The following is a 22,378-nucleotide window of genomic DNA, read 5'->3' as shown; positions in this document are numbered from 1 at the left end:
ATCCTACGAGATACCGGTGCCGAAATCTCGATGGTGCTACGAGATCGGCTGCGGCATCGTTACGGCCATGAACACCGCCACGACCGCCACGCCCACCGCGACCGCCACCGGACCCGCCATCGCACCCCGCACCGACTGGCGCCTCCGCTTCGGCGTCCTCTCCCTGATCTGGGGCTTCAGCTTCCTCCTCATCAAGGTCGGCACGGAGGGGTACGCCCCGTTCCAAGTGACCCTGGGGCGCCTGGTGTTCGGTACGGCGGTGCTGGCGGCGGCGATGGCCGTGAAGCGGGAGCGTCTGCCGCGCGGCCGACGGACATGGCTCCATCTGACGGTCGCCGCCTTCCTGTTGAACGCCCTGCCGTTCTCCCTCTTCGCCTACTCCGAGCTGACGATCCCCTCCACGCTCGCCGGCATCTGCAACGCGACCTCCCCGCTGTGGGGCATGGCCCTGTCCCTGGTCGCACTCTCCGAGGACCGGCCGACCCGCGTCCGTGTGGCGGGGCTCGGCATCGGCTTCCTCGGCGTCCTGACCGTCCTCGGCGCCTGGCAGGGCTTCCACGGGCTGGACGCCACGGGCACGGCGATGGCCCTGCTGGCCTCGCTCAGTTACCCGATCGGCTGGATCTACGTCCGCCGCACCCTCGCCGGTACCGGCCACTCGCATCTCTCCCTGACGGGCGCCCAGTTGCTGCTGGCGACGCTTCAACTGGCCGTCGTCACGCCCCTGTTCACCTCGCTCCCGGACCACTTCTCCCCCGGCCCCCTCCTCGCCATCGCCGCCCTGGGCGCCCTCGGCACGGGCCTCGCCGTCCTCATCCAGTACGGCCTGGTCGCCGAAGTCGGCCCCACCACCGCGCAGATGGTCACGTACTTCATCCCGGTCATCGCCACGGCCGCCGGCGTCACGATCCTCGGCGAGTCCCTGACCTGGTCGACGCCGGTCGGCGCGGTGGTCGTGCTGGCGGGGGCGGCGCTCACGCAGGCGAGGCCGCGGGGGCGTGGGCGGAGGGTTGAGCAGGCCGGAGAGGGAGGGCCTGCCGCCGGGCCGGCGAGCGAGGCCGGAGTCACGGCCAAGTCCGTTGAGTCCGTGGCCACTTCGAAGGCCTAGGCACCTCCGCCTCCGCCTCCGCTCCCGCTACACATACCTCCGCCCCACAGCCCCCTCCGCCGGTCCCACCGCCGACGCGATCGCGTCCGCCAGCGGAGCCGTCTCCGAGTCGGTCAGGGTGGAGACGGTGACCCGGATACCGGGCGGCGCGTTCAGACGGAAGCGGGCGCCCGGAGCCACCGCCCAGCCGGCGTGCAGGAGCCGGGACACCGCGCCGGTCTCGTCCGGTACCGGGATCCAGACGTTGAGCCCGCTGCACCCGTGGGCCGCCACCCCGCGTGCCGCGAGCGCGTCGATCAGCAGGTCCCGGCGTCGCCGGTAGGTCTTCGCCACCGCCGCCGTGTCGAGCGCGCCGTCGGACCAGAGCCGTACCACGGCCCGCTGGAGGATCCGGCTGACCCAGCCGGGACCGAGCCGGTGCCGCCCGCTCACCCGGTCGACGGTGACGGAGTCCCCGGTGAGCACGGCGAGCCGCAGATCGGGCCCGTAGGCCTTGGCCACCGAGCGCACGAAGGCCCAGTGGCGGGTGATGCCGGCCAGCGGGTGCAGGGGCAGATCGACGATGCCGAGTCCGTGGTCGTCCTCGATCAGCAGGACCTCCGGATGCTCCCGGAGCACGGCACGCAACGCACGCGCGCGCGTGGCGGTCACCGCGGCGCCGGTCGGGTTCTGCGCGCGGTCCGTGACGATCAGGGCGTGCGCCCCGGCGTCCAGAGCCCGCCGTACGTCGTCGGGGAGCGGCCCTTCGTCGTCGACGCCGACCGGGACGAACCGCAGCCCGAGCGCCGGGACCAGATCGAGCAGGCCGCCCCAGCCGGGGTCCTCGACGGCGACGGTGTCCCCCGGCTTGAGATGCGCCGCGAGCACGCGCTCGATGACGTCGAGCGAGCCCGAGGCGACGGCCACGGGTCCCTCCGGTACCCCGTCGGCGTCCAGTTCGGCGCGCGCGATCCGCGCCAGCGCCGGTTCCACGAGGGCGTCGCCGTACAGCACCGGTTCCCGGTCCCCCTGCGCTGCCGCCGCCGCGAAGGCCTCGCCCAGGGGCGGCAGCAGCGCCGGGTCCGGGTTGCCGTTCGCCACGTCACGCACCCCTTCGGGCACGTCCGTGCGGACGTACTCCCGCCCGGTGGTGGCCGGCTTCGACCGCACCCGGCTGCCCCGGCGCCCGGCGGTCTCGATCACCCCGCGCTCCCGCAGGACCCGGTACGCGGACGCGACGGTATTGGGATTCACCCCCAGCTCGACCGCCAACTCCCGCATGGGCGGCAGCACTTGACCCGGTTCCAGCGCCCCGGCGCCCACCGCTCGCTCGACGCTGGCCGCAATCTCCGCTGCGCGTCGCCCTTCGATCCGATATCCTTCTAGCACAAAGCAGATTATGCACTAGTGCAATATCGGACGCAACACGCCACGAACACCTACGGAGAACGCCATGCCGGGGACCGCCCAGCCGACGACGTCTCAGCCCGCCGCCTACACGCCGACCGACCGCACCGTCCCCACCCGCTCCGCGGAGCGGGCGTCGTACGACAAGGAGCTGGTGCACTCGATACTCGACGAGGGTTACGTCTGCCACCTCGGCTTCGTCCGCGACGGCGCGCCCGTGGTGCTGCCCACGCTGTACGGCCGGGTCGGCGACCTGCTCTACGTGCACGGTTCGACCGGCTCGCGCCCGCTGCGGATGACCGGCAAGGCCGACCCGGGGCTGGCCGTCTGCCTGACGGTGACGCACGTGGACGCGCTGATCCTGGCCCGCTCCGCCTTCCACCACTCGATCAACTACCGGTCCGTGGTCGTGCACGGCATCGCCCACGACGTGACGGACCCGGAGGAGAAGCGCGCGGCCCTCGACTCCCTCGTCGACCACGTCGTCCCGGGCCGCGCGGCGGACTCCCGGCCCGCGAACAAGAAAGAGCTGGCCGCCACCGCCGTGATCCGCCTCGACCTGAACGAGGTCTCCGCCAAGCTCCGCACCGGCGGGGTCAGCGACGAGCCCGAGGACATGTCGCTCCCCCACTGGGCAGGCGTGGTCCCGCTCCGCAAGGGCTACGAAACCCCGGTGCCCGACGGGGACTTGACCCCTGGCATCGAGCTGCCCGACTACTTGGTGACGCCCGCCGACTGACCGGCCCGACCGCCCTCTCGGCCACTCAGGTGGCCGACTCCCTCTCCCGGCCGCTCAGGCGATCGCCCCCACCGTCCCCTCGACCGCTCAGATGGCCGTCCCCATCGCCCTCTCGGCCACTCAGGTGGCCGTCCCCTTCGCGGACAGCTCCCGTTCCGGGCCGCCGCTCGCCACCGGGTCCGGGGAGCCCTTGGCCGGGGCGGTCGACTGGGCGATGAACGCGCCGAGGAGGACGATCGCGCCGCCGATGATCTGCGGAGCGGACAGGTGCTCGCCCAGCAGCACCCAGGCCAGCACGGTCGCGATGACCGCTTCGAGACACGCGACGACGCCCGCGACCTGCGGGGAGAGCCGGCGCACGGAGACCACTCCGGTGACGTAGGCGAGGACGGTCGCGATCAGCACGATCCAGACCAGCAGGACGGCGGCCGAGACGGACGTGCCGTTCATGTCGGCGGAACCGCCGAGCAGGGACCAGTCCATGGTCCAGGGCCGGGCCACGACGGTCAGGACCAGGGCGCCGATCAGCAGACCGAACGCGATCACGCCCAGCGGGTCGGGCGCGTCCTCGCCGGCGTCGCTGCCCTGGTCGGACAGGACGAAGTAGCCGACCTGGCAGCAGGCGGCCGCGAGGGCGAGCAGCAGGCCGATCGCGTCGAAGCTCAGGCCCGACCAGACCTCGACGACACAGGCGAGACCGCCCACCGCGAGGACCACACCGAGCGCCGCGGCACGCGTCACCGGCCGTCGCTGCACGAACCGCACCCAGCCGAGGACGAGGGCGGGCGCGAGGTACTCGACCAGCAGCGCGACCCCGACGGGTATCCGGGATATCGCGCCGAAGTAGCAGGCCTGGACGCCGGCCACGGCGAGCAGTCCGAAGCCGGCGAGCAGCGCGGGGCGGCGGCGCACCAGCGCGCGGTGGCGCACGGCGACCGGCAGCATCACGAGCGCGGCGCCCGCCACCCGTAGCCACACCACGTGGAGCGGGTCGAGGCCCGCCTCGATCAACGGCTTGGCCGCGACCCCGGATCCCCCGAAGGCGATCGCCGATCCGATCGCGAGACCGAGCCCGACGCCCTTGCCGGGACTGCCCGCACTGCTCTTCGACGTCTGCACCCGGACATGATGACAGGGCACGACAGGAGCGTCACCCCCGATGACTCCTGTCTCACCGGCTGGACGAGCCGAAGGCCGTCATCGGCCGGACGATGCGAACCGCCGTCACCGGCTGGACGAGCCGGACTGCGACAGGAAGTCCTCGACCCGGGCGGTCACCTCGTGCCGGTCGATCCCGGCCCGGTCGAGCACCTCGACGGCGCGTGCCTGCGGGTCCGCCACGAGCGCCGCGAGCAGGTCGACCCCGCAGGCGGGTTCGTCGCCGCGGCCGGCGGCGCGGTCACAGGCGTACCCCATCGCCCCGGCGGCCAGCGGCGACAACCCCTCGCTCTCCTTCACCACGGGTACCGCGCCGGAGTCCTCGACACTGCCCTGCCAGCGCAGGCCGTAGCCGATGCTGCGCTGCACGAGGTAGCCGAGCAGCCGGGCGATCTCGGGGCCGTCGTCGAAGACGGCGCGCACGTCGGGGTCGTACTCGAGGAGGGAGTGCAGCAGATGGGCCGTGTCGATCTGGCGGTCCCCGTCCCGCACCGCGCGGCGGCGGGCAGCGGTGACGACCGCCGCCAGCTCCGCGCTGAGCGTGGCAGCGGTGTCCGCGCGAGGGCCGAGGGCCTGCTCGCCGACCGACTGCCGAGGGATCCGGGGTTGCACATCCCCACCCCATCAGTCCCAGGGCATTCGGTCATCCCCGGACGGAAGCATCTTCCCGTCCCACGCAGAGTGGACTCGGGCGGCCGAAATCTCCTTCTTACGGATGAGATCAGGCCGTTCCCCACCCGGGGGCGCGCACCACTGTGCGGTGCGCCCGGTGCGCAACCGCGGCGCCCGGGTCGCTCGTCCCACAGGGACGTGGAGAGCAGGTGCTGGCTGGTCGCGCTGCCGGCCGTCGACGGCAAGCAGTACGTGTACCGGGTGTACGCCCCGGAGGACGCACTGCCCGCCGACCTGTTCTGGGACGCCTGGCACTGCCACGACGAGAGCAGGCTCCCGCGCGCGTGGGACCTGTTCGACGCGGCGCTGATACGACGGGTCGGCTGAAGTATTTCTGACGGTTCATCAGTATTGAATATTGCGACCCCTGCGGCTACGTTCCGCGCACAGGAGCCCGAACCGAAGGGGTGGTCGCATGGCCGAAGTCAGCGCGGAGGCACGCATCGGTGCCCCCGCCGAGAAGGTGTGGGCACAACTCACCGACTGGTCCGCGTACGGCGAGTGGAACGCGACCCACACCAACTTCCCCAAGGGCGGCCCCGAGACGCTCGCCGTGGGCGGGACCTTCCAGGAGAACATGAAGCTGATGGGCTTCCCGGCGGAGGTCGACTGGACCATCGAGGAGCTGGAGCCGGCCCGGGTGTTCGCCATTCGCGGCAAGGGGCCGATGCAGGTGACCGTGGTGACGCGCTACACGCTCGTCCCGGACGGCGACGCCACGACGGTGCGCATCGACGGCGAGTTCACCGGTGCCGCCGTCTCCCTGATGGCGGGCAAGCTCAAGGACTCGGCGACGGCCGCGCTCGACGAGTCGCTGCGGAAGCTGGACGGGCTGGTCGCCTGAGCGGCACGAGCCACCGCCCCGACCGGCATCGGACACGCGAAGGCGCCCCGCGGATCGCTCCACGGGGCGCCTTTCTCACGGCGGGGAGGCCGTCGGCACGTACCGGTTCTCGCCAGTGCGTACCGCTTCTCGTCAGTCCTCGTCAGCCCTCGTCAGTCTTCGTCGGCGAGGATCAGGTACAGCTTCTTGCGGGCGTCGTTGATGACGCTCAGCGCCTTCTCGCGCTGCTCCTTGCTGCCGGTCTTCCAGACCTGACCGAAGGCCTCCATCAGACCGAAACCGGCCTGCCGGATCTCGCCGAGGGCCTCCCAGTCGACGCCGCGGGAGGCTTCCTCCCAGGGCGCGTCCGGGCCCTCGTCGGCCGCGGTGCGACCGGCCTCGGTGAGCGAGAACAGCTTCTTGCCGCCCTCGGACTCACTCGTGATCAGGCCCTCGTCCTCCAGCAACTGGAGGGTGGGGTACACCGAACCGGGGCTGGGCTTCCACGCCCCGCCACTGCGCTCGGCGATCTCCTGGATCATCTCGTAACCGTGCATCGCACGGTCCTTGAGCAGAGCCAGGATCGACGCGCGTACGTCGCCTCGCCGTGCCCGTCCGCGCGGTCCGCCCCGACCCCTCGGCCCCCAGGGCCCGGGACCGAACCCGGGTCCACCGAAACCGAAGCCGGGACCGGGACCGGGTCCACCCGGACCCCCCGGCCCGAAGGGCCCGAAGGCACCACGCCGACCCTCGAAACCGCCTCGGCCGCGAGAGCCGGGGCCACCGTGTCCATGCTCATGTCCATGGGAACGCATCGCAATCACTCCATTCCATCGTTGATCTGTCGCGATGCGTCAACGATATATCGGAACCGATCGCCTGGCAAGCCCCTCCCGAAATCTCGGTGGCTCCGGACCGCGGCGTATGAATACTGGCTGTTCATGCACGCTGACCAAGTGGACGTGACCACCGAGGTCGTCGCGACCTTGATCCAGGAACAGTTCCCTGAGTGGAGCGACGAGGCGATCCGACTGCTGCCGTCGACCGGGACGGTCAACGCCATCTTCCGCATCGGGAACGACCTCTCGGCGCGTTTCCCACTCCGTCTCGCCGATGCCGCCGAGACCCTGGCGGTGTTGGAAGGGGAAGCCCGGGCGAGCGCGGAGCTGGCACAGGTGTCCCCGTTCCCCGTCCCGGAACCCGTCGCCCTGGGAAAGTCCGGAGCGGGTTACCCCATGCCGTGGTCGGTCCAGACATGGCTGCGGGGAACGCTGGCGGCTGATGCCGACCCGAGCGGATCGAACGCCTTCGCCGAGGACCTCGCGGCCTTCATCTCGGCCCTCCGCGACGCCGACACACGGGGGCGGCTCTTCGACGGCGACAACCGCGGCGGTGTCCTCGCCGATCACGACGACTGGATGGCGAAGTGCTTCGCGGAGAGCGAGGGGATGCTCGACGTACCCCGGCTGCGCCGGATGTGGAGCCACTTCCGGGAGCTGCCCCGCACGAGTGCCGACGTGATGAGCCACGGTGACCTGATCCCCGGCAATGTGCTGGTCGCGGGAGACCGGCTCAGCGGCGTACTCGACACCGGCGGCTTCGGCCCGGCCGACCCCGCGCTGGACCTGGTCAGCGCCTGGCACCTGCTGCGGCCGGGCCCGCGCGAAGTGCTCCGGCGGTCACTCGCCTGCAACGACCTGGAGTGGGAACGCGGCAAGGCCTGGGCGTTCGAGCAGGCGATGGGCCTTGTCTGGTACTACGTCGACACCAATCCGGCGATGAGCAGCCTGGGGCGCCGGACACTCGACCGCCTCCTGGAGTCGCCGAAGTGATGGCGTGATGGCGTGATGGCGAGCGTGCCTCAGCGGCGCCGCAGCCGTTTGTCGGTGATCGGCGGGGTCGGGTCGATGTAGAAGTCGCCGGGGTTCACGTCGACACCGGGCGGGACGATCTCGTCGATGCGGTCGAGGACGTCGTCGCCGAGTTCCACGTCGGCCCCGGCGAGGAGGTCGGCCAGCTGCTCGGGGCGGCGCGGGCCGATGAGTACCGCGGTGACCGCCGGATGGGCCCGGACGAACGCGATGGCCAGATGCGGCAGCGACAGGCCGGCCTCGGCGGCCAGCGCGGTCAGGTCGCGCACGGCGTCGGCCTTGGCCCGCACGCCCGGCTGGTCGAGATCGAACATCTTCGCCCCGAGACCGGCGTTGCGATGCCCGGCGGTGGGATCCGAACGCCCCGAGAGCCAGCCGGAGTTGAGCGGGCCGAAGGTCAGCACGCCCATGCCGTGGCGCTGGGCGGTGGGCAGCACCCGGCTCTCCACACCGCGGGTGAGGATCGAGTACGGCGGCTGCTCGGTACGGAACCGCTGGTGGCCCCGGCGCTCGGCCGTCCACTGGGCCTGCACGATCTCCTCGGGGGAGAAGAACGAGCCGCCGACGGCACGGATCTTCCCGGCCCGGACCAGGTCCGACAGGGCGCCGAGGGTCTCGTCGACGTCGGTGTGCGGGTCGGGGCGGTGCATCTGGTAGAGGTCGACGTGGTCGGTGTCCAGGCGGCGCAGGCTGTCCTCCAGCGCGCGCCGGATCCAACGGGCCGAGCCACCGCGCCGGTTGGGGTCCTCGCCCATCGGCAGCCCGAACTTGGTGGCGAGGACGATGTCGTCGCGGCGGCCCTTCAGTGCCTTGCCCACGATCACCTCCGACTCGCCGCCGGAGTACACGTCGGCGGTGTCGACGAGGTTGATCCCGGCGTCCAGTGCCGTGTGGATCATGCGGACCGACTCGTCGTGGTCGGTGTTGCCCATCGCGCCGAACATCATCGCGCCGAGCGCGTACTCGCTCACCGACATGCCGGTGCCGCCGAGAATCCTGCGTTTCATGAGGGGTTCCTCCAGGTGCGTGCTTGCCTTCCACCAGAGGAGCACCACTCGTGGCCGGGCCGGGAGACCCGCTCCGACCGGGGGTCCGGCAGACCCCCTTTGGGGCAGCCACTTCCCAGGTCAACCGGTCTACGGTGGTGGCATGGCCCAGGAACCGAACAGCGAGCTGCGGGACTTCCTCCGCTCCCGCCGCGCGAAGATCACCCCCGAGGAGGCGGGCCTGGCGCCCCTGCCCGGCACCCGCCGCGTTCCCGGCCTGCGGCGCGAGGAGGTCGCCCAGCTCGCCGGCGTCAGCGTCGACTACTACGTCCGCCTGGAGCGCGGCCGCCACCTCAACGTCTCCGCGTCCGTCCTGGACGCGATCGCCCGCGCCCTGCGCCTCGACGATCTGGAGCGCGCCCACCTGTTCCGGATCGCCAAGCCGTCCCGCGCCCGTCCTCGCCCGCTGCCCCCGCAGCGCGTGCGCCCCGGTCTGCGCCTGCTGCTCGACAGCCTCACCGACGTCCCCGCCCTCGTCCACGGCCGCCGCATGGACGTCCTGGCCGCCAACGACCTCGCCCGCGCCCTGTACACGGACTTCGACGCCCTGCCCGCCCGGAGCCGCAACATGGCCCGCTTGGTCTTCCTCGACGACCACTTCCGGACCCTGTACGTCGACTGGGAAGGCGCCGCGCGCGGCATCGTCGCCTCACTCCGCCTGTACGCGGGACGTCATCCGCACGACCCCGCCCTGGCCGAACTCGTCGGCGAACTCTCCGTCCAGGACGCGGACTTCCGCCACTGGTGGGCCGACCACGACGTGTTCCAGCGCACCCACGGCACCAAGCAGTACCACCACCCCGTCGTCGGTGAACTCGTCCTGGGCTACGAGGCGTTCGCCCCCACCGACGATCCCGAGCAGATCCTGGGCCTCGCCACCGTCGAACCAGGGTCCGCCTCCGCGGAACGCCTGAAGCTGCTGGCCAGTTGGTCCCGGTCCTCTCAACACCCGGCACCGGCCGCACAATCGGACGCCCCGCGCCCCTGAAGCTCGGCCGACGACCGACTCGGCGGGCCGGCTCAGTGGCCCCGGAACGCCTCCTCCAGCCACCAGGCGCCGTGCTCGCGGGTCACCTTGGCATCGATGAGCAGCGGCGCCGTGCGGGGCCCGGAGAGCCAGTCCTCGACCGTCTTGAGGTCGGCCCTGGTACGGACGGTGACCGCCTCGAAGCCGTAGCCGCGCGCGATCGCGGCGAGGTCCGTCTCCGGGAAGGTGACCGTGTCCAGCGGGTGGCCCTCGGGCCCGAAGTGGTGGACCTCCGCCCCGTAGGCGTCGTCGTTGTAGACGACCACCACCATCGGCAGTCCGAGCCGGCGCACGGTGTCGAGTTCCACGGCGCTCATGAGGAACCCGCCGTCGCCGAGGGCGGCCACCGGCAGCCGGTCCGGGCGGGCCAGGGCCGCGCCGATCGTGGTCGCGAGACCCAGGCCGATCGACTGGAAGGCCTGCGTGAAGCAGAACCCCTCGTGGTCCGGCACCGACAGGTACGCGCTGGGATAGCCCATGAAGTTCCCGGAGTCCACGCCGACGACCCGCTCGGCCGGGAGCAGGTCGTCCAGCGCGATGCTCAGCGTCCGCGGATCGATCCGCTCCCGGGTGCCCTCGTCCTCGTACGGCACGTCCCGCCACCGTGCCCGCGCGGCCAGGGCGGTCCCGACCTCGGGCGTCCGGTACCCCTCGCGCCGTTCGCCGCCGCCCGACTCCAGCGCCCGCCGCGCGGTCCGTGCCACGTCACCGGTGACACCGAGGTCGATCTCGCGGTGCACGCCGAGCGCGGCCGGATCGTCGTCGATCTGTACGACACCGGCGCCGGCGCCGATGAGGCCGCCGTACCGCATGGTCCACATGTTCAGGGCGCAGCCCCAGCCGACGATCAGGTCGGCGCCCCGGATCAGTTCCGCGACCAGGGGTGAGGCGAAGCCGCCGGACACGTCGAGGGACCAGTCGTCGCCCTGGAAGAGTCCCCGGGCGACCGCGGAGGTGGCCAGCAGAGCGCCGTACCGGTCGGCGAGCGCCGCGAGGGCGTCCCGGCCGTCCGGCGTGCGCGCGCCTCGCCCGGCCACGAAGACCGGGCGGCTCGAGCGGTCCAACAGCCGTACCAGCTCCGCCAGTTCGGCCGCCGAGGGCTCGACGGGCACCGGTTCGGGCTCGGGGGCGAAGGCCCTTACCGCGTCCACGCCCCGCGCCCCACCCAGGGTCCGCGCCACTTCGTCCGGCACGTCCAGGGCCTGCACCTCCAGGGGCAGGTCCAGCAGGACCGTGCGCCGCTCGTGCCGGGCCCGGTGCAGTGCGGCGAGGGCCTGTGCGACCGCGTCGTGGGCCGTCGTCAGGCGCGCGGTGACGGCGCCGACCGAGTGCGCGATCACCGCCTGGTCGATCCGGAAGTTGGAGGTCGGCTGCGTCGCCTCGGCGGCCAGCACAAGGAGCGGTGTACGGCTCTTGGCGGCCTCGGCGATGCCGGTGACGGCGTTGGTCAGCCCGGGCCCCTGGTGCACGCTCACGGCGGCGACGGTGCCGCTCGTGCGGGCGTACGCGTCGGCCATGGTGGCGGCGCCGCCCTCGTGCCGGGCGGCGACGAACCGGGCGCCCGCCGCGACCATGGCGTTGGTGAGGTGGAAGTTGCCCGAACCGACCACGCCGAAGACGTGGCCGACCCCGGCCGCGGTCAGCGCCCGCCCGACGGCCTCGGCGACCTTCACGACCGCTCCACCAGGGCGAGCACGCGCGCGGGGGCACCGGATCCGCTGACGATGGGCAGCGGCCCGGCGAGGACGACGGCACCGGTGGGCGGCAGCGCGCCGAGGTTCTGCAACTGGGTCAACCCGTACTTGTCACTGCCCAGGAGATACGAGTGGCAGGGGAACGCCGGTTCGAACGAATGCGCCCGGCCCGCGTCCGTGCCCACCGTCTCCACGCCCAGGCCGATGACCGGCGCCTCCTCGGCCACCCAGCGCGCGCACTCCGGCGACAGACCGGGCGTGTGCGGGCCGTTCTCGTCGGCGTTGAGGAACGCCTCCTGCGACTGCGAACGGGCGTCCCAGCCGGTGCGCAGCAGCAGCCAGCCCCCGTCGGGCAGCGGCCCGTGCTCCGCCTCCCAGGACTTGATGTGGTCCACCTCGACGAGGAAGTCGGGGTCCTTGGCCGCCTGCTCGGAGAAGTCCAGCACGGCCGCCGGCGCGATCAGCCGGCCCGTCGGCACCGACGCCACGTCCGTGAGGTCCTTCCCGGTGACCCAGTGGACCGGCGCGTCGAAGTGGGTCCCGGTGTGCTCGCCGCTGCGGAAGTTGTTCCAGTACCAGGCCGGGCCCCGGTCGTCGTACCGGCTGATCTCCTCCAGCTCGAACACCTGGGTCTGCCCGAACTCCGGCGGCAACTGGATCACCGGTGTGGACGACGACAGCGGCGACGTGAGATCGACGACCTCGATCGAACCCCCGCGCAACCCGGCGAGCAGCGCGGCGAGAACGGACGGCTGGGACATGACGGCCTCCTGGGACGGTGCTGAACTCACGACCGCGCACGACACGCTGACGCGCGCCTGCGCCTCCACGGTAGAGCCGAACACGACCCGCCACCTGCGCCGCCCGCCCCAAAATCGGTCCAGCATCCCCGAATTGGCCTTGGCCGTCCCGTCCCCCGGCCTCCTACCGTCGGGCGCATGCCTATCCGAATCGTCGATGCCTTCACCGACCGTCCCTTCACCGGCAACCCGGCCGGGGTCCTGCTCCTCGACGCGTTCCCGGACGACGAACGGCTCCAGCGGGTGGCCCTGGAGGTGAACCACGCCGAGACCGCGTTCGCGCATCCGCTGCCCGAGGGCGGCGCCGCCGACTGGGCGCTGCGGTGGTTCACGCCGGCCACCGAGGTCGACATGTGCGGTCACGCGACGCTCGCCACGGCGCACGTCCTGCACGTCACCGGTGCCCACGAGGGCCCGGTGCGGTTCGCCACCCGCAGTGGTGTCCTGGGCGCGACGCCGGAGGCGGACGGCTCGATCACCCTGGACTTCCCGACGGCCCCGCTCACTCCGGTCGAGGTCCCGGCCGGTGTCGCCGAGGCGCTGGGCGCCGAGCCGCTCGTCGCCTTCGACACCGGCCCGAACGTCGGCGACCTGGTGCTGGAGCTGGCGGACGAGAAGACGGTGCGCGCTCTCGCGCCGGACCATCGGGCCCTGGCCGCCTTCTCCGAGCGCGGGATCATCGCCACCGCGCGCGCCGAGGACCCTGCCCGCGGCTACGACTTCGTCTCCCGCTGCTTCTTCCCGCGCATCGGCATCGACGAGGACCCGGTCACCGGCAGCGCCCACACGGCCCTCGCGCCCTTCTGGTCCGAGCGTCTGGGCCGCCCCGACCTGACCGGTCTCCAGGCCTCGCCCCGCTCCGGCCGCGTCCGCACCCGACTGCGCGGCGACCGCACGCTCCTGAACGGTCGCGCGGTCGTCGTCATCGAGGGCGAGCTGCTCGTCTAGAGGCTTTCGAGAACCCCGCCCGAGACGCCCACCGGGACCCGCTGCCGACGGTCACGCCGTCGGCAGCCACCCCACCTTCCCCGCCAGCAGCGCGTAGCCCACGAACGCCCCGATGTCGAGCAGGGAATGCGCCACCACCAGGGGACCCACCCGACCCCACCGGCGGTACAGGAAGACGAACACCAGGCCCATCACCATGTTGCCGAGGAAGCCGCCGATGCCCTGGTAGAGGTGGTAGCTACCGCGCAGTACGGAACTGGCCACCAGCGCGGCCCCGGGCGTCCAGCCCAACTGCCCCAGCCGGCGCAGCAGATACCCGACGACGATCACCTCTTCGAGGATCGCGTTCTGCATCGCCGACAGAATCAGCACCGGGTACTTCCACCACACGTCGGGCAGCGCCTCCGGCACCACCGTGAGGTTGAAGCCGAGCCCGCGGGCCGCCAGATAGAAGGCGATTCCGGTGCTGCCGATCACCGCGGCGACCCCCGCGCCCCGGCCGAGGTCGGGCCACGGCCGGGTGCGGTCGAAGCCGAGCGTGCGCAGGCTCTGCCCCTCCCGCAGCAGGAAGTGCGCGACGAGCAGGACCGGCACCAGGGCCGAGGTGATCCCGAACAGCTGCCAGGCGAGATCGAGCCAGGGCCGGCCCGGCGCGGCCGACGCGTTGAGCGTCGCCGCCTGGTCCTTGAGACCTCCTGGTTTCGTGACCGATCCGACAAAACTGATCAGGGCGGACACTCCACTCGCACCGAGCGAAAGCCCCAGAACGAGCAGTGTCTCGTCCCGCAGAATCCGTCGCGTGGGCCGCTCCTGAGGAAAAGAATCGGCCACCGGACCCGCCTCTGCCTGCACACCTGCCTCCAGTTGTTCAATCCCGCCTCACGCCTATCTTCGCCCCGCTAGGGTCTCGAAAGAACATACGAAGATCGTGCGTGACAGGCCGTCGGGGGGACGGACGCCGTACGGGCGTGCCTCCCCCGTTCCATGCCGTACGGCTGTAATCCGGCACGAGGTTCAACAGGGAGGGGCACCACCGTCATGGGACGTCACAGCTTGCCCACTCAGTATGGGGCGGGCGTCAGCGACCCCCGCCCCCGCGCCCGCCGTCGCACGGTGGCCGTCGCCACGGCCCTCGTCCTCACCGTCGCCGGCGGCACCGCGGCCGCCGCCAAGAGCGGCCTGCTCTCCTTCGGCACCTCCTGCCAGGACGACCCGGTACGGATCTCGCTCGCCGCCTCCCCCGACATCGCCCCCGCCCTGACGGCCGCCGCGAAGCGGGCCCGCACCGAGGACATCACCTCCGACGGCCGCTGTGTCGCCGTCACGGTGAACGCCCGCGAGTCGTACAAGGTCGCCGACACGCTGGGCGCCGGCAAGAAGATCGACGAGCAGGTGTGGGTGCCGGACGCCGACCTCTGGATCCAGCGGATCACCGCCGACAGCGGCGCGACCGACGTGACCCCGTCGGGCGCCGTGGCCTCCACCCCGGTCGGCGTGGCCATGGTGCCGGCCGCGGCCAAGTCGCTGGGGTGGCCGAAGAAGACGTACAGCTGGATCGAACTGGCCGGTGCCACCCTGCAGAGCGACTCGCTCAAGCTGGGCGCGGCCGACCCCTCGCGCAGTGCGACCGGGCTGCTCGCGCTGACCCAGATCGGGACGGCCGCCTCGGGTCTCAAGGACGGCGACACCCAGGCGGCGGCGATGATGAAGACGCTGTCGCAGCGCACCTCGGACACCGACGGCCAGGTCCTGGACACGCTGCCCCGGGACTCCTCGGGCACCGAACAGGGCAACCCCAAGCGCAACCAGGCGCTGATCCTCACCGAGCAGGCGGCGTACGCGTACAACACGTCGAACGACACCGACGGCAGCCTGGACATGTTCTACCCGAAGGACGGCTCGCCCCGGCTCGACTACCCGTACGCGATGGTCGACCAGCTCACCACGGACCAGAGCCGGGCCGCGCTGCGGTTCATGAACTACCTGCGCCAGCCAGAGCAGTTGCGGCTGCTGGAGAAGTACGGCTTCCGCACGGACGACGACCAGGCGCCGGCGACCGTGGTCGCCAAGGCCGGCGGTACCAGCCCGCAGCCGTACGCGCAGGCCGCGCCGCAGCCGGCCGAGGACGCGGCGCTCCAGGAGGCGCTCGGCACCTGGACGATCACCGTGCAGAGCGCGCGGATCACCACGGTCGTGGACGCCTCCTCGTCGATGTCGGAGCCGGTGCCGAAGACCGGCCAGTCGCGCATGGACGTGACCAAGGCGTCGCTGCTCCAGGCCCTCGCCACCTTCACCCCGGAGGACGAGATCGGCCTGTGGGAGTTCTCCACCAAGCTGGACGGCAAGAAGGACTACCGCATCCTGGTGCCGACCGAGCGGCTCGGCGACCAGAAGGCCGCGGGCACCCAGCGCGACAAGCTGTCGGCCGCGTTCAGCGCCCTGAAGCCGGTCCCGGACGGGGCCACGGGTCTCTACGACACCACGCTCGCCGCGTACAGGGCGGCCACCGAGTCGTACTCCCCCGGGAAGTTCAACGCCCTGGTCATCCTCACCGACGGCGTCAACCAGGACCCCGGCAGCATCTCCCGCACCAGCCTGATCGCGGAGTTGCAGAAGCTCACCAACCCCGAGCGCCCGGTGCCGCTCATCGTGATCGCCGTGGGCCCCGACGCCGACAAGGAGGAGGCCCAGGAGATCGCCGAGGCCACCGGAGGCTCGGGCCAGTCGGTCAGCAACCCGGCCCAGATCCACACGGTCATCCTCAAGGCGATCGTGGCGGCGGGCGCCCAGGGCGACACCGGCGACTGACCTGCCCCTCACCCCAGCGGCACGGGCTCCGGAAGACCCACCGGCCAGGTGTGCACGGGCTCTCCCTGATGCATGAGCTCGCTGTAGCGCCGGGTCGTCGCGGCGAACGCGGCATCCCGCGCGAGCCCCGCCTCCAGCGCCTCGTGGAAGGTCGCCGCCTGCCAGGACGCGCCGTTGACCCGGCGCCGGCAGCGCTCCTCGATGACCCCCAGATACAGATCCCGGTCGGCCGGCTCCACTCCCCACGCGTCCAGCCCGACCTCGGCCAGCGGCAGCAGTTCGTCGCGTACGAGGGTCACCGCGTCGATCTGCGCGGTGCCGCCGTAGCGGCCGCGGGGCCACTCCAGGCGGGCGTCGATGCCGTGCCGGCACGCCTCGTCGAAGTTGGCGGCGGCGGCCTCGAAGGGCAGCCTGCTCCACACCGGCCGGGACTCCTCGGCGAGGGCGCGGACGACGCCGTAGTAGAAGGCCGCGTTGGCGATGATGTCGGTGACGGTGGGGCCCGCGGGCAGTACGCGGTTCTCGACGCGCAGGTGCGGGACGCCGTCCGCGATGCCGTAGACCGGGCGGTTCCAGCGGTACACCGTGCCGTTGTGCAGGACGAGTTCGGCCAGGCTCGGGATACCGCCGGCGTCGAGGACGTCGAGGGGCTCCTCGTCGTCGTGGATCGGCAGCAGCGCGGGGAAGAAGCGCAGGTTCTCCTCGAAGAGGTCGTAGGCGGAGTCGATCCACCGCTCCCCGAACCACGTGCGCGGGCGCACCCCCTGGGCCTGCAGTTCGGGCGGCCGGGTGTCGGTGGACTGCTGGAAGAGCGGCGGCCGGGACTCGCGCCACAGCTCACGGCCGAACAGGAAGGGCGAGTTGGCGCCGACGGCGACCTGCACGGCGGCGACGGCCTGTGCGGCGTTCCACACGTCGGCGAAGCGGCCGGGAGTGACCTGGAGGTGCAGTTGCACGGAGGTGCAGGCCGCCTCCGGGGCGATGGACTTCGAGGTGCAGGTGAGGCGTTCCACGCCGTCGATGTCGAGGACGAAGTCCTCGCCCCGGGCGGCCACGATCTGGTCGTTGAGCAGGGTGTAGCGGTCGACGTCGGAGAGATTGGAGGAGATCAGATCGTCCCGGTCGAGGGTCGGCAGAATACCGATCATGATGATTCCGGCGTCGAGTTCCCCCGCTTTACGGTGAGCATATGCCAGTGACGTACGGAGTTCCTCGGCGAGCTGGTCGAATACCCGGCCGCCCAGCCTGTGTGGGGCTATGTTGACTTCCAGATTGAACATGGCGAGTTCTGTTTGGAAATCTCGGCTCGCGATCCGTTCGAGCACCTGCGCATTGAGCATTCTCGGCATGCCGTCCGGGCCGGCCAGATTCAATTCGATCTCGACCCCCATGAGGTTCTGGGGTCGGTCGAACAGCTTCTGTTCCAGCAATCGCTCCAGCCCCGTCAGACACCGTCGGAGCTTGGCGCGGTAACGCTGCCGATCGGACAGATCGAACCCACCTGCGACGACCTTCTCCCCCATCGGAGCATCCCTCCTCTCACGGACGGGCCGAAGATCGGCCGCCGGCGTGCCGGGTCACGTGGGATGATGCCCAGCCGAGCCGATCGATAACGTCCCCGTACCGGCCCGCCGCCCGCTACTCTGGCCAGATGTGACCGGCGGCACATTCACCGGGCATGGGGCAGCCCGCAGTTTCGAGTTCCCGACAGACTCGTGAAAAACGCCGACGAGAATGGGCCGACCGCTTCTCCCGCATTTTCCGAGGTCACCGCCGTAGGGCTCGATCGGAAACGGGAGGTTTCCCGCGAATCTCCGGCCGAATGCACTCTTGCCGGGTACACCGGAAGCGGCTAGACGAAACATCGTCAGAACACACCTCGTATAAACTCCGCGAACAAGGCAGAGGGGTGGCGCCCGCGGTCCTGGAACCTGCCGTCGAGGTGACGTGCGGCAGGCCTCACCCACACTCCTCGTTCCCAGACCCGGCCTCGCCCCTCTGCCCCCGCGAGCAGACAGCGCCGTCCGCCCCCGCCCTCGCGCCACCGTGCCTGTCGAATGAGAGGCGACCCACCATGCCGCTGCATGTCCCCCCGGCTCCCGCGCCCGCCCTTCGCACCGTTCTCACCGCACTCGCCTCGCCCACCGCGGTCCGCGAGGCCAGGACCCCTGCCCTGCTGTGCTCCCAGGGGCCCGCCACACCCGAACTCCCTCTGCCCGTACACGTGTTGGACGACATCACCCCGGCAGGCGCGTCCGCCACCCGGCTGGCCGGGTGGCGGTTTCTGATCCGCTGCGGCGATCGCGCGGTGGCCGCGGCCGAGACCCGGCTGACCGCGGACGGCTGGGCCTTCTCGCACTTCTTCGAGGGGCCCTACATCGCCGCCACCGAGCGCGCCCTGCGCCAGGCCGACACGATGAGCCAGCACTACCAGCCCCGCCTGCTCTCCGTGCCCGCCCTGTACATGCTCACCCTGTGGCTGCACGGCGACTGCGGCGCGGACGGCGCCACCGGCCACCCCGCGGCCACCGACCTGCTCGTCCCGCTGGCGCCCGCCCCGCCCGGTATCGCGGCCCACCGTCCGCACCGGGTCGCCGAACTGCTCCCGGTGCTGACCCATCGGGTGACTCCCGCACCTCTCCTGGGCTCGCCCGCCTGACGTTCCTCTTTCGCGACGGCGCCCGTACCCCGCCCCGGAATTCCCGGTAGCGGGGTACGTCGCATTTCCGGACCACATTCTGCTCGTACGAGCAATTCATCGCTCGTACGAGCCTGAAGTACCGTCTGACCTGGACGGACTAGCCCCATCCGGCCACCCGGAACCATCCGAAATGACAGTGCAGTTGGAATGAACCGTCCGGCCGGGTGATGCGTCATCAACCTGTGAGGAAGCGGTGCCGCTAAATCCCTGCGGATTGACGCCCGTGGGGCAACACTGGGTTCTGACCGACTTATCACAACGGGGGGCGGCCATGGACGAGACATCCAGCCGCGAGACAGACACGACAGCCACCACACACCTCACGACACAGCGAAAGATCCCACCAATGTGCCAGCACCAGTCACCGTGCCCCTCAGCCGACTCAGCCGACCGGGAGTCCGCCCGCCTCATGGCGCACCACCCGGAACAGGGCTGGAGCCTGCTGTGCAACGGTGTCCTGCTCTTCGAGGACACCGGTGAGCTCCTGCCGGACGGGCAGATCATCGCCCCGCACCGCCCTGAGGGCACCAACCCGGTGATGACCGCCGCCTGAGCGCCACCGGGCGGTATGGCGCATCGCCCGGAGACTTGAGGGGCCGGTCGCAGGAACACTGCGAGCCGGCCCCGACGCATGTCCGGGGTCGATCACTCCGGGTAGCGACGCGTGCGCGTGGGTGCTACCTCAACGCGTCCCTGATCGCGAAGTACGCGGGCTTGGGCTGAAGTTGCTCGTCCCACGGCAGCGCCGCGCCCTCACCGGGGAAGAACGCCGGGATCCACGAGTACTTGTCTGTGAAATCCCAAACAGTGATTCCGACACACCGGCGCACCGCGAGGCACGCCTCGGTGAGATCCCGGTACCAGTCGGCCTGTTGGGCGAGCTTCGCGTCGGTCGCGGGGAGGATCATCCGTACGTCGACCTCGGTGAGCGCGGTGTCGAGACCGAGCCGGGAGAAGCGGCGGAGGTTGTCCTCCAGGGTGGCGGGATAGCCGTACTGGAGCGCGAGATGGGCTTGGAGACCGATGCCGTCGAGCGGGACGTGCCGGGCCTTCAGCTCCTTGGCGAGGGCGTAGTAGGCATCGCTCTTCGGGCCGACCGCCTCGATATTGTAGTCGTTGAGGTACAACTTGGCGTGCGGGTCCGCCTGGTGGGCCCAGCGCAGCGCGTCCGCGATGTAACCCGGCCCGAGCGTCTTGTACCAGAGGGTCTCGCGGTAGGTGCCGTCCTCGTTGAACGCCTCGTTGACGACGTCCCACGCGTAGACCTTGCCGCGGTAGTGCCGTACCTCCGTCTGAATGTGCTTCTTCAGCACGGCCCGCAGCTCGTCGGCGCTCCACTCGCGGTCGGTGAGCCAGCTCGGCAACTGGCTGTGCCAGACCAGGGTGTGGGCGCGGACCCGCTGGTGCCTGCTGCGGGCGAGGTCGACGATCTCGTCCCCGTTGGTCCAGTCGAAGACGCCCTGTCGGGGTTCGGTGGCGTACCACTTCATGCCGTTGCCGGGGGTGATCATGTCGAACTCGCGGCCGAGCACGGCCTTGTAGGCGGTGTCGGTGAGTTCGGGGTTGTCGGTGGCGCTGCCGAAGTAGCGGCCGTGGCGCTGGGCCAGGTCGGCGAGGGTGGGAGGCTTCTCGTGAGCCTGAACGCCCGGGGCCGTGACCGCGATCAGCGCGGCCGTGAGGGCTACGGCCAGTCTGAGCCGGTTCTTGCGCATGGTGCGACTCCTCACGTGCGGGGGTGTGGGTGAGCCGTACGTCCGTCGGCGCGGGTCATCCCTTCGTCGCGCCGGCGGTGAGGCCGCCGACGAGCTGGCGCTCGGCGACCGAGTAGAAGGCGAGGGCGGGGACCATCGCGAGGACCAGATAGGCGAAGACGCGGGCGTACTCCGCCGAGTACTGGCCCTGGAACTGCTGGACGCCGATCGGCAGGGTCCACCACTTGGCGTCGGTGAACACCAGCAGCGGCAGGAAGAAGTTGTTCCAGCTGGTGACGACGGCCAGCACCGAGACCGTGCCGAGCGCGGGCCGCGCCATGGGCAGCAGGATCCGCCAGAAGAACCCGAAGGCGCTGCACCCGTCGAGCGTGGCCGCCTCCTCCAACTCGCCCGGGATCTGCCGGAAGAAGGCGCGCAGGATGATGATCGTCATCGGCAGCGCGAAGGCGGCCTGCGGGAGGATCACACCGAGCGGGTTGTCGAGCAGACCGAGCGAGCGCAGCAGCAGGAACAGCGGCAGGACCGCCACCGCGAAGGGGAACATCAGCCCCATCGTGAACACGGTGAACAGCACCTCCCGCCCACGGAAGGCGAATCGGGCGAAGGAGAACGCGGCGAGCGCCGACACGGCGACCACCAGCACGGTCGTACCCACCGCGATCAGCGTGCTGTTGCCGACCAGCCGCCAGAAGTCGCCCGAGCCGAGGATGTCGGTGTAGTTGCCGGTCAGCCAGTGCTCGGGCAGTCCGAAGGGGTTGCGGGAGAGCTCGTCGGTGGACTTGAAGCCGGACAGGGCCGCGTAGACCAGGGGGACGACCATCACCGCGCCGACGGCGAGGAGGATCACGTGCAGCGGCAGGGTCCGTACCGCGCCTGCTTTGCGGGTCACTTGCCGTCTCCCCTCATCGTGGTGGTCGCCCCTTCGAGGTCGCGGCGGAGCACGAACCGCTGGTAGGCGAGGGCGAAGACGAGACAGATGCCGAACATGACCACGCTGATCGCGCTGGCGTAGCCGACCTGGTAGCGCTTGAAGCCGTACTGGAACATGGTCACGGCCATCGTCTCGGAGTGGTGGTCGGGGCCGCCCTGGGTCACCACCCAGACCAGGTCGAAGAGTTGGATCGACCCGATGACGGACAGGAAGACGCTGATGCGCAGGGTGGGCGCGAGCAGCGGCAGGGTGACGTTGCGGAACCGCTGCCACGCGTTGGCGCCGTCGATCAGCGCCGCCTCGGTCAACTCGGCCGGGATGGACTGGAGTCCGGCCAGGTAGAGCATCATGTGGAAGCCGAAGTACTTCCACGTCATGACCAGGAAGAGGGTCGCCATGACGTAGGAAGGGTCGGCGAACCACTCCCCGCCCAGACCATCCAGGCCGATCCCGCCGAGGACATGGTCGGCGAGCCCTGCGTCCGGCGCGAAGACCATGCTGAACAGCACGCCGGTGATGGCCTCGGACAGGACGTACGGCGCGAAGAACAGCATCCGGTACACGGCCCGTCCGCGCAGCCGCTGGTTGAGCAGCACCGCCATGGCGAGCGCGAACGGCAGCTGGAGCACGAGCGACAGGACCACCAGGACCAGGCAGCGCCACAGGTCGCCCAGGAAGACCGGGTCCTGGAAGAGCCGGGTGAAGTTGTCCGCGCCGGTGTAGTCGGAGGGCATGCCGAAGCCGCCCCAGCGGAAGAAGGCCGCGTACACCGCGAACAGCATCGGCAGCAGCACCAGGCCCACGAACAGGACCAGCGCGGGCAGTTGGAAGCCGACCGCGGTGAGCCAGTTCAGCGTGCGCCGCCGGGCCCGCCCCCGGGCCGAGGCCTTGGTCGGGGGCGGGAGGGCGAGATCGGGACCGGTCCGCTTGTCCCGGAGGAAAGTGGAGGTCATC

General features: G+C 71.0%; 22 protein-coding genes. 10 read left to right on the top strand and 12 right to left on the bottom strand.

The annotated features are described in order from the left end of the window. The first annotated feature begins 67 nt into the window (after window positions 1–67). On the top strand, window positions 68–1,108 hold the full coding sequence (locus tag ACWD5F_RS31730) for a DMT family transporter (protein WP_451259611.1): 1,041 nt from the start codon (window positions 68–70) through the stop codon (window positions 1,106–1,108). A gap of 27 nt (window positions 1,109–1,135) precedes the next feature. On the opposite strand, the gene ACWD5F_RS31725 is transcribed toward ACWD5F_RS31730, so the two are convergent. Continuing rightward, on the bottom strand, window positions 1,136–2,476 hold the full coding sequence (locus ACWD5F_RS31725; protein ID WP_451259609.1) for an aminotransferase class I/II-fold pyridoxal phosphate-dependent enzyme: 1,341 nt from the start codon (window positions 2,474–2,476) through the stop codon (window positions 1,136–1,138). Window positions 2,477–2,540: 64 nt separating this feature from the next. Between ACWD5F_RS31725 and ACWD5F_RS31720 the strand changes: the two genes are divergently transcribed. Next, window positions 2,541–3,233 carry a pyridoxamine 5'-phosphate oxidase family protein gene (locus ACWD5F_RS31720; RefSeq protein WP_451259607.1) on the top strand — a complete coding sequence of 231 codons (693 nt, stop codon included), beginning with the start codon at window positions 2,541–2,543 and terminating at the stop codon, window positions 3,231–3,233. 120 nt (window positions 3,234–3,353) lie between these two features. On the opposite strand, the gene ACWD5F_RS31715 is transcribed toward ACWD5F_RS31720, so the two are convergent. Together ACWD5F_RS31715 and ACWD5F_RS31710 are read right to left on the bottom strand one after the other, a co-directional pair. Further along, window positions 3,354–4,352: an EamA family transporter gene (locus tag ACWD5F_RS31715; RefSeq protein WP_451259605.1), complete on the bottom strand. Its 999-nt coding sequence runs from the start codon at window positions 4,350–4,352 to the stop codon at window positions 3,354–3,356. Window positions 4,353–4,457: 105 nt separating this feature from the next. Further along, the gene (locus tag ACWD5F_RS31710; RefSeq protein WP_451259603.1) at window positions 4,458–5,003 is read right to left on the bottom strand and encodes a Clp protease N-terminal domain-containing protein; all 546 of its coding nucleotides are present in this window, start codon (window positions 5,001–5,003) and stop codon (window positions 4,458–4,460) included. Between the two features lie 198 nt (window positions 5,004–5,201). Here ACWD5F_RS31710 and ACWD5F_RS31705 point away from each other — a divergent pair, with 198 nt between their 5' ends. Both ACWD5F_RS31705 and ACWD5F_RS31700 read left to right on the top strand, forming a co-directional pair. Next, a complete protein-coding gene (locus ACWD5F_RS31705; RefSeq protein WP_451259601.1) occupies window positions 5,202–5,390 on the top strand; it encodes a hypothetical protein in 189 nt (62 codons plus the stop codon). 88 nt (window positions 5,391–5,478) lie between these two features. Continuing rightward, the gene (locus ACWD5F_RS31700; RefSeq protein WP_401725708.1) at window positions 5,479–5,907 is read left to right on the top strand and encodes a type II toxin-antitoxin system Rv0910 family toxin; all 429 of its coding nucleotides are present in this window, start codon (window positions 5,479–5,481) and stop codon (window positions 5,905–5,907) included. 152 nt (window positions 5,908–6,059) lie between these two features. On the opposite strand, the gene ACWD5F_RS31695 is transcribed toward ACWD5F_RS31700, so the two are convergent. Beyond that, window positions 6,060–6,701 (bottom strand): PadR family transcriptional regulator, encoded by a 642-nt coding sequence (locus tag ACWD5F_RS31695; RefSeq protein ID WP_451259599.1) that lies wholly within the window; start codon window positions 6,699–6,701, stop codon window positions 6,060–6,062. Between the two features lie 126 nt (window positions 6,702–6,827). Here ACWD5F_RS31695 and ACWD5F_RS31690 point away from each other — a divergent pair, with 126 nt between their 5' ends. After that, complete coding sequence (locus ACWD5F_RS31690; protein ID WP_451259597.1) at window positions 6,828–7,718, top strand: aminoglycoside phosphotransferase family protein; 891 nt, start codon at window positions 6,828–6,830, stop codon at window positions 7,716–7,718. Between the two features lie 29 nt (window positions 7,719–7,747). Here ACWD5F_RS31690 and ACWD5F_RS31685 read toward each other — a convergent pair whose 3' ends face one another. Then, window positions 7,748–8,764 (bottom strand): aldo/keto reductase, encoded by a 1,017-nt coding sequence (locus tag ACWD5F_RS31685; RefSeq protein ID WP_451259595.1) that lies wholly within the window; start codon window positions 8,762–8,764, stop codon window positions 7,748–7,750. A gap of 142 nt (window positions 8,765–8,906) precedes the next feature. Between ACWD5F_RS31685 and ACWD5F_RS31680 the strand changes: the two genes are divergently transcribed. Further along, on the top strand, window positions 8,907–9,791 hold the full coding sequence (locus ACWD5F_RS31680) for a helix-turn-helix transcriptional regulator (RefSeq protein ID WP_451259593.1): 885 nt from the start codon (window positions 8,907–8,909) through the stop codon (window positions 9,789–9,791). 32 nt (window positions 9,792–9,823) lie between these two features. Here the strand turns inward: ACWD5F_RS31680 and ACWD5F_RS31675 are convergent, their stop codons facing one another. Both ACWD5F_RS31675 and ACWD5F_RS31670 read right to left on the bottom strand, forming a co-directional pair. Further along, entirely contained in the window at window positions 9,824–11,503 is a 1,680-nt protein-coding gene (locus ACWD5F_RS31675) for a thiamine pyrophosphate-binding protein (RefSeq protein ID WP_451259591.1), read from the bottom strand. After that, complete coding sequence (locus ACWD5F_RS31670; protein ID WP_451259589.1) at window positions 11,500–12,285, bottom strand: cyclase family protein; 786 nt, start codon at window positions 12,283–12,285, stop codon at window positions 11,500–11,502. The genes ACWD5F_RS31675 and ACWD5F_RS31670 overlap by 4 nt, the downstream gene beginning before the upstream one ends. A 177-nt stretch (window positions 12,286–12,462) precedes the next feature. Here ACWD5F_RS31670 and ACWD5F_RS31665 point away from each other — a divergent pair, with 177 nt between their 5' ends. Next, complete coding sequence (locus tag ACWD5F_RS31665) at window positions 12,463–13,272, top strand: PhzF family phenazine biosynthesis protein (protein WP_451259587.1); 810 nt, start codon at window positions 12,463–12,465, stop codon at window positions 13,270–13,272. Between the two features lie 51 nt (window positions 13,273–13,323). Here the strand turns inward: ACWD5F_RS31665 and ACWD5F_RS31660 are convergent, their stop codons facing one another. Beyond that, the gene (locus ACWD5F_RS31660) at window positions 13,324–14,124 is read right to left on the bottom strand and encodes a CPBP family intramembrane glutamic endopeptidase (protein WP_451259585.1); all 801 of its coding nucleotides are present in this window, start codon (window positions 14,122–14,124) and stop codon (window positions 13,324–13,326) included. A 186-nt stretch (window positions 14,125–14,310) separates the two neighbouring features. Here ACWD5F_RS31660 and ACWD5F_RS31655 point away from each other — a divergent pair, with 186 nt between their 5' ends. After that, a complete protein-coding gene (locus ACWD5F_RS31655; RefSeq protein WP_451259583.1) occupies window positions 14,311–16,080 on the top strand; it encodes a substrate-binding and VWA domain-containing protein in 1,770 nt (589 codons plus the stop codon). An 8-nt stretch (window positions 16,081–16,088) separates the two neighbouring features. Here ACWD5F_RS31655 and ACWD5F_RS31650 read toward each other — a convergent pair whose 3' ends face one another. Next, a complete protein-coding gene (locus ACWD5F_RS31650) occupies window positions 16,089–17,603 on the bottom strand; it encodes a glutamate-cysteine ligase family protein (protein ID WP_401725681.1) in 1,515 nt (504 codons plus the stop codon). A 551-nt stretch (window positions 17,604–18,154) separates the two neighbouring features. Between ACWD5F_RS31650 and ACWD5F_RS31645 the strand changes: the two genes are divergently transcribed. Both ACWD5F_RS31645 and ACWD5F_RS31640 read left to right on the top strand, forming a co-directional pair. Further along, window positions 18,155–18,739, top strand: coding sequence for a hypothetical protein (locus tag ACWD5F_RS31645; RefSeq protein ID WP_451259581.1), 585 nt, complete (start codon window positions 18,155–18,157; stop codon window positions 18,737–18,739). Between the two features lie 388 nt (window positions 18,740–19,127). Continuing rightward, complete coding sequence (locus tag ACWD5F_RS31640) at window positions 19,128–19,334, top strand: DUF5999 family protein (protein WP_124000496.1); 207 nt, start codon at window positions 19,128–19,130, stop codon at window positions 19,332–19,334. Between the two features lie 124 nt (window positions 19,335–19,458). Here ACWD5F_RS31640 and ACWD5F_RS31635 read toward each other — a convergent pair whose 3' ends face one another. From ACWD5F_RS31635 to ACWD5F_RS31625, 3 genes are all read right to left on the bottom strand, one after another. Then, entirely contained in the window at window positions 19,459–20,493 is a 1,035-nt protein-coding gene (locus tag ACWD5F_RS31635) for an endo-1,4-beta-xylanase (protein WP_451259579.1), read from the bottom strand. Window positions 20,494–20,548: 55 nt separating this feature from the next. After that, window positions 20,549–21,313, bottom strand: coding sequence for a carbohydrate ABC transporter permease (locus ACWD5F_RS31630; RefSeq protein ID WP_401726175.1), 765 nt, complete (start codon window positions 21,311–21,313; stop codon window positions 20,549–20,551). 65 nt (window positions 21,314–21,378) lie between these two features. Continuing rightward, the gene (locus ACWD5F_RS31625) at window positions 21,379–22,377 is read right to left on the bottom strand and encodes a carbohydrate ABC transporter permease (RefSeq protein WP_451259577.1); all 999 of its coding nucleotides are present in this window, start codon (window positions 22,375–22,377) and stop codon (window positions 21,379–21,381) included. Window position 22,378 lies beyond the last annotated feature (1 nt).

It is taken from the genome of Streptomyces sp. NPDC002499 (assembly GCF_053595415.1).
This window is presented reverse-complemented; position numbering and strand designations above follow the sequence as displayed.